The organism is Nostoc sp. UIC 10630 (assembly GCF_010747425.1).
In the GTDB taxonomy this organism is placed as follows: Bacteria; Cyanobacteriota; Cyanobacteriia; order Cyanobacteriales; family Nostocaceae; genus Nostoc.
Genome location: NZ_JAAGOG010000299.1, coordinates 1 through 7,531, shown reverse-complemented (window position 1 = coordinate 7,531; position 7,531 = coordinate 1). Strand labels below are relative to the sequence as shown.

9 protein-coding genes are annotated in these 7,531 nt (G+C 39.3%); 6 read left to right on the top strand and 3 right to left on the bottom strand.

Features of this window, described 5'->3' with window-relative positions:
* Positions 1-209: 209 nt before the first annotated feature.
* The 4 genes from G1O98_RS35540 to G1O98_RS35525 all read left to right on the top strand — a co-directional run bounded on the left by G1O98_RS35540 (position 210) and on the right by G1O98_RS35525 (position 3,576).
* On the top strand, positions 210-806 hold the full coding sequence (locus G1O98_RS35540; RefSeq protein WP_163938751.1) for a hypothetical protein: 597 nt from the start codon (positions 210-212) through the stop codon (positions 804-806).
* 161 nt (positions 807-967) lie between these two features.
* Complete coding sequence (locus G1O98_RS35535) at positions 968-2,272, top strand: NAD(P)/FAD-dependent oxidoreductase (protein ID WP_163938748.1); 1,305 nt, start codon at positions 968-970, stop codon at positions 2,270-2,272.
* Positions 2,273-2,306: 34 nt separating this feature from the next.
* Positions 2,307-2,450 carry a hypothetical protein gene (locus tag G1O98_RS35530; RefSeq protein WP_163938729.1) on the top strand — a complete coding sequence of 48 codons (144 nt, stop codon included), beginning with the start codon at positions 2,307-2,309 and terminating at the stop codon, positions 2,448-2,450.
* Between the two features lie 94 nt (positions 2,451-2,544).
* Positions 2,545-3,576 (top strand): NADP-dependent oxidoreductase, encoded by a 1,032-nt coding sequence (locus G1O98_RS35525; RefSeq protein ID WP_163938744.1) that lies wholly within the window; start codon positions 2,545-2,547, stop codon positions 3,574-3,576.
* 193 nt (positions 3,577-3,769) lie between these two features.
* Here the strand turns inward: G1O98_RS35525 and G1O98_RS35520 are convergent, their stop codons facing one another.
* Positions 3,770-5,488, bottom strand: coding sequence for an ankyrin repeat domain-containing protein (locus G1O98_RS35520; RefSeq protein ID WP_163938741.1), 1,719 nt, complete (start codon positions 5,486-5,488; stop codon positions 3,770-3,772).
* A 129-nt stretch (positions 5,489-5,617) separates the two neighbouring features.
* On the opposite strand from G1O98_RS35520, the gene G1O98_RS35515 reads away from it, so the two are divergent.
* Complete coding sequence (locus tag G1O98_RS35515) at positions 5,618-5,764, top strand: hypothetical protein (protein WP_228058567.1); 147 nt, start codon at positions 5,618-5,620, stop codon at positions 5,762-5,764.
* Positions 5,765-5,981: 217 nt separating this feature from the next.
* Positions 5,982-6,524 (top strand): DUF4334 domain-containing protein, encoded by a 543-nt coding sequence (locus tag G1O98_RS35510; RefSeq protein ID WP_163938738.1) that lies wholly within the window; start codon positions 5,982-5,984, stop codon positions 6,522-6,524.
* Between the two features lie 201 nt (positions 6,525-6,725).
* Here G1O98_RS35510 and G1O98_RS35505 read toward each other — a convergent pair whose 3' ends face one another.
* Complete coding sequence (locus tag G1O98_RS35505; RefSeq protein ID WP_163938735.1) at positions 6,726-7,007, bottom strand: hypothetical protein; 282 nt, start codon at positions 7,005-7,007, stop codon at positions 6,726-6,728.
* Positions 7,008-7,084: 77 nt separating this feature from the next.
* Positions 7,085-7,531 (bottom strand): WGR domain-containing protein (locus G1O98_RS35500; protein ID WP_163938732.1); only part of this gene is annotated, 447 nt, incomplete at its 5' end.

Below are 7,531 nucleotides of genomic sequence, written 5' to 3'. Positions count from 1 at the left end.
GATGGGGTGTTGGTGGCTTGATATGAGTAGTAAATGCAGGAGTTTCAAAGCTTAAATATAAAGTTTTGTGATATTTTTTTGCTTTCTGCGAAAAAGGTAAATTTTGGAGTGAAAAAACAGTAGACCTGTAGCTAAGTAATAGATAGCTATTAACCTGATTTATACTTAACTAATTAGTGTAGCGTTATTGCTGTTCATAAAGGTGTGCAATGTTTAGTTGGCATTTTAGTCGTTGGGGAAGTTTATTGAGTATTCTCATAACTGGGGGAAGTATTTTGCCTGGGAGTTATGGGCTGGCTCAAATTGCTCCAAATGTCTCTCTTGACAATGGTTCTAATATCCAAACAGAGAATGACCTGAGCGTTATTGGAGGCAGTACTCTAATGAGCAATAACTTGCTTCATAGCTTCTCAGAATCTGTACCCACTAGTAGTAGTGCGTACTTTAATAATCCTTCAAGTCAGCAAGGAGCATCCGCCCTTGTTAATGACGCTGGTAATATTACTATTAATACTGGGAATTTAATTATTCGTGATAGCGCCACCGTTTCTGTTAACACTACTGGCGTAATTCATAGTGGTAGTGACAATACCTCTATTAACCCTACTAATGTAAATTCTACTGGAAGTGGTGGCAGTATCTCTGTTAATGGTGGCAGTATCTCTATTAGCGTTTCAAATATCTCGATATCAGCCAAGCCTGTTCCCGAACCAACTTTAACATTCAGCGCGTTTATCAGCGCTGCTTTTTATGCTGCTTGGAAGTTAAAACGTAAACAGAAGCAAACTCATGAATTGAAAGCTTGAATCACCGAAAAAATCAACTTAGCGAGATAAAAGCTATGGTGCCGATATCAAGTGTGCCATTCCTATCTTAAACCTTGAAGGGGCTGAACCGTATTGGCATATAACGCTGAACATAAAGTTAGTACAATTAAATAGGGCTGAAATTCTCGCTAACAATTACCATGCGAATTAATCGTTTAACCTATGAACCTTCAATCCGTATTGGTATCGTTGGTGCTGGATGTACTGGTTTAACGGCTGCCGAAGAATTACGTGAGCTTGGATACAAAAATATCACCATCATTGATGCCAAAAACCGCGTAGGTGGTAAAACATATTCAATTAGATATGCAGACCCAAGTCTTCAAGCCCGTGGTATTTATGAGGGTGGAACTGTTTGGATATTACCAAGCCCCCTATATAAGAAATACAGAAAAAGGTATGGAATTTCTCCATCGCTTCATGTGATGCCACGGGTACAAATATTTGACTTAGCGACTGGCAAAGTTACTAGCCCGTTCTTAGTGGAGTCCAAACATTCTTTATTGGGCCGACTCTGGCAGCTAAGAAAATTTTTTCAAGAATTAGACAAGTATACTTGGGATGAGGAGCCAGGCTATATCAATCCTGCTTACCGAGCGATGAATAAATCCTCGCCTCACTGGTTTAACAAACAGGGTTTAAATTTTATTCAAGATGCTTTAATGCCGATTGCAAATGTGGCACAATTTGGACATCTCGAACAAGAAGCTTCTACTGCTTATGTGATTCGGCTACTGGCATTATTGAACCGTTGCAATTTCCTGAAAAAATTGGTTCTGAATATGCCTCAATTGCAAGAAGGGAATCAAGAATTATGGAACCGTTTAGCAGCAAATCATAACTTGTTTCTAGGACAAACTATTGAGCGTGTTTCTCGCGGTCAAACAATTCTGGTCAAAACTGCCTCAAATCAGTGGGAATTCGAGCGTTTAATTTGGACTGCTCCTGTAGATGACTTTCTTAGCGTAGCTGATGCTTGTCCTGAAGAAGCAGAGATTTTTTCTAGGGTACGTACAATAAAAAGAGCGGTTATTACCTGTAAAGTAGAGGGCTTACCTGTAAACATTTTCTACGTAATCAGAAATACTTTAAATCAGCCTTTACCAACTAGTTATCCATTAGCTATCTACGAGGTTGATCCAGGCAGTAAAATCTACAATTTTTATCCATTCATGGATGAAACGACAACTATTGAAGAGTTGGAAAACAACGTAGCCGATTGTGTCAAAAAGCTCGGAGGGACTCAAGTGAAACTTATGGGGCAACCCCTAATTTGGAAGTGGTTCTCTCATTTTTCAGCCGAAGACCTCAAGGATGGTATTTATCAACGATTAGAAATGTTGCAAGGTAATCAAAACACCTACTTTGCTAATGAAATGACTGCTGGGGTGAGCGTACCTTATGGGATGGAATATGCGGCTTATTTAGTGGAACGCTTCTTTTGAGAGTTGACATACTTCCTGCAATTGAATTGAGGAAGTGGCGCAAAAGTTGCGGCGAATTCGTGACTTTTTGCAAGAGTGCTGGAATGATGATCCAGCTTTGCAAATTGTGATCAAAAAATTGCTGACGAAGTTTGGGCAGTGGGGCATTACGATTGTTGATGGGGTGCTGGTGAAGTGAGATGCTAAAGTAAAATGATGCTAGAAGACCTAGAAAAAGCCAAGGAAGTCTGTATTGACTCTGACCAACTCTCAGTCACACCCAACAAAAACTTATGACTAGAGCGATAAATCGACAGTTTCTATTAGCTGCTCGTCCCGTTGGTGACATTAAAGAAAGCGATTTTGAGTACCGAGAAGAGCCAATCCCCAGCCCAAAAGATGATGAGGTGCTGGTACGTACTATATATCTGTCACTAGATCCTACCAATCGGATCTGGATGAGCGATATGGAGCAATATATGCCTCCTGTTGAAATTGGGGAAGTTATGCGTGGCGGTGTTATAGGTGTGGTTGAAGAGTCCAAAAATCCCAATTTTAAAAAGGGAGATTTGGTATCAGGGTTGCTAGGCTGGCAAGATTACGCGATCGCCCTTGGAAACAGTGGCTTTTCGCTGACGCGATTACCTAATCCTCTACCTTGTCCGCTCAAAGCATTTACCGGGCCACTGGGAGCTACTGGTTTTACAGCTTATTTTGGGTTATTAGATATAGGACAGCCAAAAGTTGGAGAAACTGTGGTCGTTTCAGCCGCATCTGGGGCAGTTGGTTCCATTGTTGGACAATTTGCCAAGATTAAGGGTTGTCGGGTAGTTGGTATAACTGGCAGTGATGAAAAGTGCCATTGGCTTACAGAAGAACTTGGCTTTGATGCAGCAATTAACTATAAAACTGGAGATTTAGAGAAAGCATTAGCTCAAGCTTGTCCCAATGGAATCGATGTGTATTTTGACAATGTTGGCGGAATAATCCTTGATGCCGTCCTAACCAAAATTAATCTGCACGCCCGCCTGCCTTTATGCGGTTTAATCTCAACTTATAATGCTTCAAAGCCTGTTCCTGGCCCATATAATTACAGCCAAATTCTCATGAAACGCGCTGTCGTCCAGGGATTTATTATCTTGGATTATATTCCCCGATTTCATGAAGCGATAGCAGAGATTGGAAAGTGGCTAAACCAGGGGCAAATTAAATATGCTCTTGAGATTGTCGAAGGTTTGGAAAATGCACCCAAGGCGATCCTAAAACTTTTCGACGGTAACAAAAAGGGAAAACTGGTTATTAAAGTCTCAAATGAGCCTACCTAAAAAATTTATAAACATCCTCTAAAAGAGCTTAGAGGTTGTTTGAAAAGTGTTTTACTATGACTTTTTAGCGAGGTCAAGTCTGCGACCTGAGCGTATGCAGAAACTCATGCGTTGTGGCTAATTCGGGGCAGAATCCGGGGTTTGGATTCTTGCAAGAGTACTGGAATGATGATCCGGCAAAAGCAGATTGCGATCAAGAAATTGTGCGACTCCAATTTAAGTTGATTAAATCTAAGACGTAATCAACTGAGTTATCTATATAATCTTCTACTTTTTCATTACGAACCACACATATTTTACCGCCAGTAATATGTATTTTAGCTGGTTTTTGGTGGTAAGCTTTGTGTTTACTGATCCATCCTGGTTTATCCCCAGTTGTTTCTATTTTTTCTATTACAAATGTGTGGATATGTAATCTATAAACTGGAGTTTCATGATAAATTCTTGTACCGCTATATCCTAAACTGCCAATGATATATATGTATTCTCCAACTAATGTGGCAGAATGAAAATCAGTTGGCGGAAATACATCTTGGGGATAACCGAAAATTTGAAAGTTACCATCACTTTGATAAACTACAACATCGTTATAGATACAAAAATCAGGGTCATAGTAGTCTTCATGTTCACCAGCAATTTCGACAATTCTGCCATCTGATAATTGTGTAATGGTTCTACCAAATCGATCATAGCACCATACCTTATCTTGGCAATTTTCTATATCGTTAAAAATATTTTTGCCTGTATAAGCAGAACGACCATCACAAATCATCGCTTGCCAAAAAGGGATATTCATCAATTCTGGATTGGTTTTGCCAAAGCGCGGATGTTTACCAGCAAAATATTGCTCTGGCGATAATTCTGATAGTGAAAATTTGCTATTGTCAATTCCAGTGAGCGATCGCCGCATATCATCGTTAATATCGCTCACATCTTCGCCAACTGCAATTAACATTCTAACAATTTCCTTGTTTGTAGCCATCTTGATGGCTTTGTCATCGCAATTATTGATTCTGCTAGGGTTTGCGCCAGCTTCTAGTAAAATTTTGACGCAATCAGTAGCACCATGCTCTGCTGCGATTATTAACGCAGTGTTACTAAAGTCATCAGTGGCTTCAATATCAAATCTCTCTGCAATTAGCCACTGTAGGACTTCCAGCCTATTGTTTTCTATCGCATACATTAACGGCGTTTTTCCGCAGTTTCCCACATCATTGTGATTTGCTCCCCCAGCTAGGAGTAATTTGGCTTTAGGTAATTCACCCATTTGAATACTCAATAACCAAGGGGTTCTATGCCAACAATCACGCACATCTTGATCTGCTCCTTGCTCTAGCAATAACAATACTTGCTCTAAGCTCCCAAAAACTATTGCGTGCATTAATTCTGTCCATCCCAGTTGCTCTGGGTTAGCACCCGCGTTCAATAATAATTTAACAGCATCAAATCTCCCAATATGAGCAGCTACTTTGATTGCAGATTCACCATAGCTACTCATGCCATTGACAACAGCACCTCTAGAAATGAGTAAATTCAAAGTTGATATTAAGTTTTCATCTCGTAAAATATCTCGACCATGCATAGCATGAATTAAGATATCATATCCGTCTGGGCTTTGATAGTTAATATCCGCTCCAGCATCCAGAATCAATTGGATTTTATCTAAATTTCCTGACTGTACAGCCAACCCAAGTACGGTATTTTGAGATTCTTGTTCAACAGCATTCACATTCGCGCCATGTTCCAAGAGGAGGCGAATCATATCAATACCTGCATTGGCGCTACTAACCGCACACATTAATGGTGTTTGCTGGGAATACTCGTCTAGGCACTCAATATCAATGCCATTGGCTATTTTACGTGCGACTCCTGCAATATCTCCCTGCTGTACATAAATATGAATTTTTTGCATAAATTTTCTGATTTAACTTCTGATATAAATTATCGGGCGTTGCGGAATCAAAATGCGGGTTATGCGTAAACATCGCTTCCAGCACCAGCTTTTGTGAATATCTGCTTGTAAGCCAAAGTGAACCCTACATTGAGCAATATCACAACGCAGGATCGCAACAGTAACGATCGCTGGCTATGGCAAGTTCACTCTCACCTTGAGCGGACGATTGTTCTGCACAGTTTAAACAACGTGGAAATTCCCCTAACTGAAATCTATCGTCGGATTAATTTTTAAGGGTTGCTAAAGCTTCTAGAAATTGCGCTCACCGAGACGGGCGGAAAAGGGATATATTTTTTCCAAGTGAGCCTATTATGATACTCATATAACATTAGAGGCAAGTGATACCTGCGGTAAGCTTCTCTACGAGACCCTGCGCGAACGCTAACACAAAACGAAAGAATGAGCATTAAAAGCTCGTATCGGCAAGGTTATAAATATAAGGAAAGTAACAATGGAAACATTAAAGAATTATCAGTTGATACTGAAAACGGGTAGAACTACGACAGAACAAGCTTTAGAATTATTTGACACCCTTGAACCCGTAGATTTAGGCTTTATGTATGGTCGTTGGCAAGGATCTGGACTGCATACAAACCATCCAATGGACGGTTTATTGGAAATTTCTAATTGGTATGGTAAGGAATTTATAGATTCTGAAAATGTTCATCCATTATTATTTTTAGATGGTCAGGGAAAAATTTTCCAGGTTGCGCCTAACCCCACTTTAATGAACTGGGTTTTAAAATTGCCGATCCCTAAAAATAATTCTCTCAAACCATTGCTGATTTCAATTAATTCTTTACTTAAGACCGATAAAAGTCAAGCCAGACTGCGGATGATGGAGTATAGAGGAAAAGTGACTGCTACAATGATTTATGATTATTTGCCAATCAATGATTCTTTCAGAAAAGTAGATGAAAATACTGTGTTAGGAATTATGGATTATAAAAACATACTTCAACCTTTCTTTTTTATTCTCAAGCGATGCCTTTAAAACAGTTATCAGTTATCAGTTATCAGTCAGCAACGGCGTATGGTGGGGGTAAAAGTTGCCTCACCAACATATTTAACCTGTACAAAGAGCATAAGCTACAGATTTTTTGAATGGGCAATAAAAGCAAGATTCTTTCATGATATTGATGTGATAAGTTTATAGATTCCCCAGTGAAATAGATAACTGGGGAATCTTTATTATTTACTCTGCATTGATGTAATCGGTTGGATCTAAGTAATCCGGTGAGAACCCGTCTGCATTACTATGATAAATTGGCTCTATATAATCCAGTACAGATTCATCGGCAATAATCTCTGTCCTTGTGCTAAGTGACGTAATTTGAGTGTCCATTTCTGGAATATCAATTCCTAACCGTTCGCATATTTCTCTTATTTTTAGGTATTGAGGATGTATTTGCTCATCAATATAAGAATGATGTCCATACCCCTCTGATTCCCAAGAACTAACAATTATTTTCGCCATATTCACTCATTATTTTAATTTTCAATGATAAAAAACTACCACAAAACTACTATTAAATAAGCTTTGTGGTAATTCGTTTACAAATGTCGCCAGAAGTTCTTACTGATAGTCTTGAGACTGACTACCTTGGGTTCTGCTGTCGCTTCAGGGGCATGACCAACAGCCACCGCAGCAACTTGTGGTGCAGGTGTGGTTAACAAAGAGTTAAGCAATACCATTTGATAATCAACATCTTCTACTGAGCGATATACTCTGTATGGTTCAATTTGCATACCCAAAGGTGTTGGTACAATCTTCAGATATTGATTTAGGGCATTGATATAAGCAACTGAAAAGTTTTTCTGCTCTACATAAGGACGAATAATCTCTAGTAATTCAATCGCTCTGTTGATTTCAGAAATTTCACAATTACTGTCGATTTGTGACTGACTTCTTCTGTAGCCTTTCATCATCTTTTCGGCTACTAGATTGTTGAATTTGCTAACGGCTCTCTGATGATTGCCTAATGTGTGAACTTTGGTTTG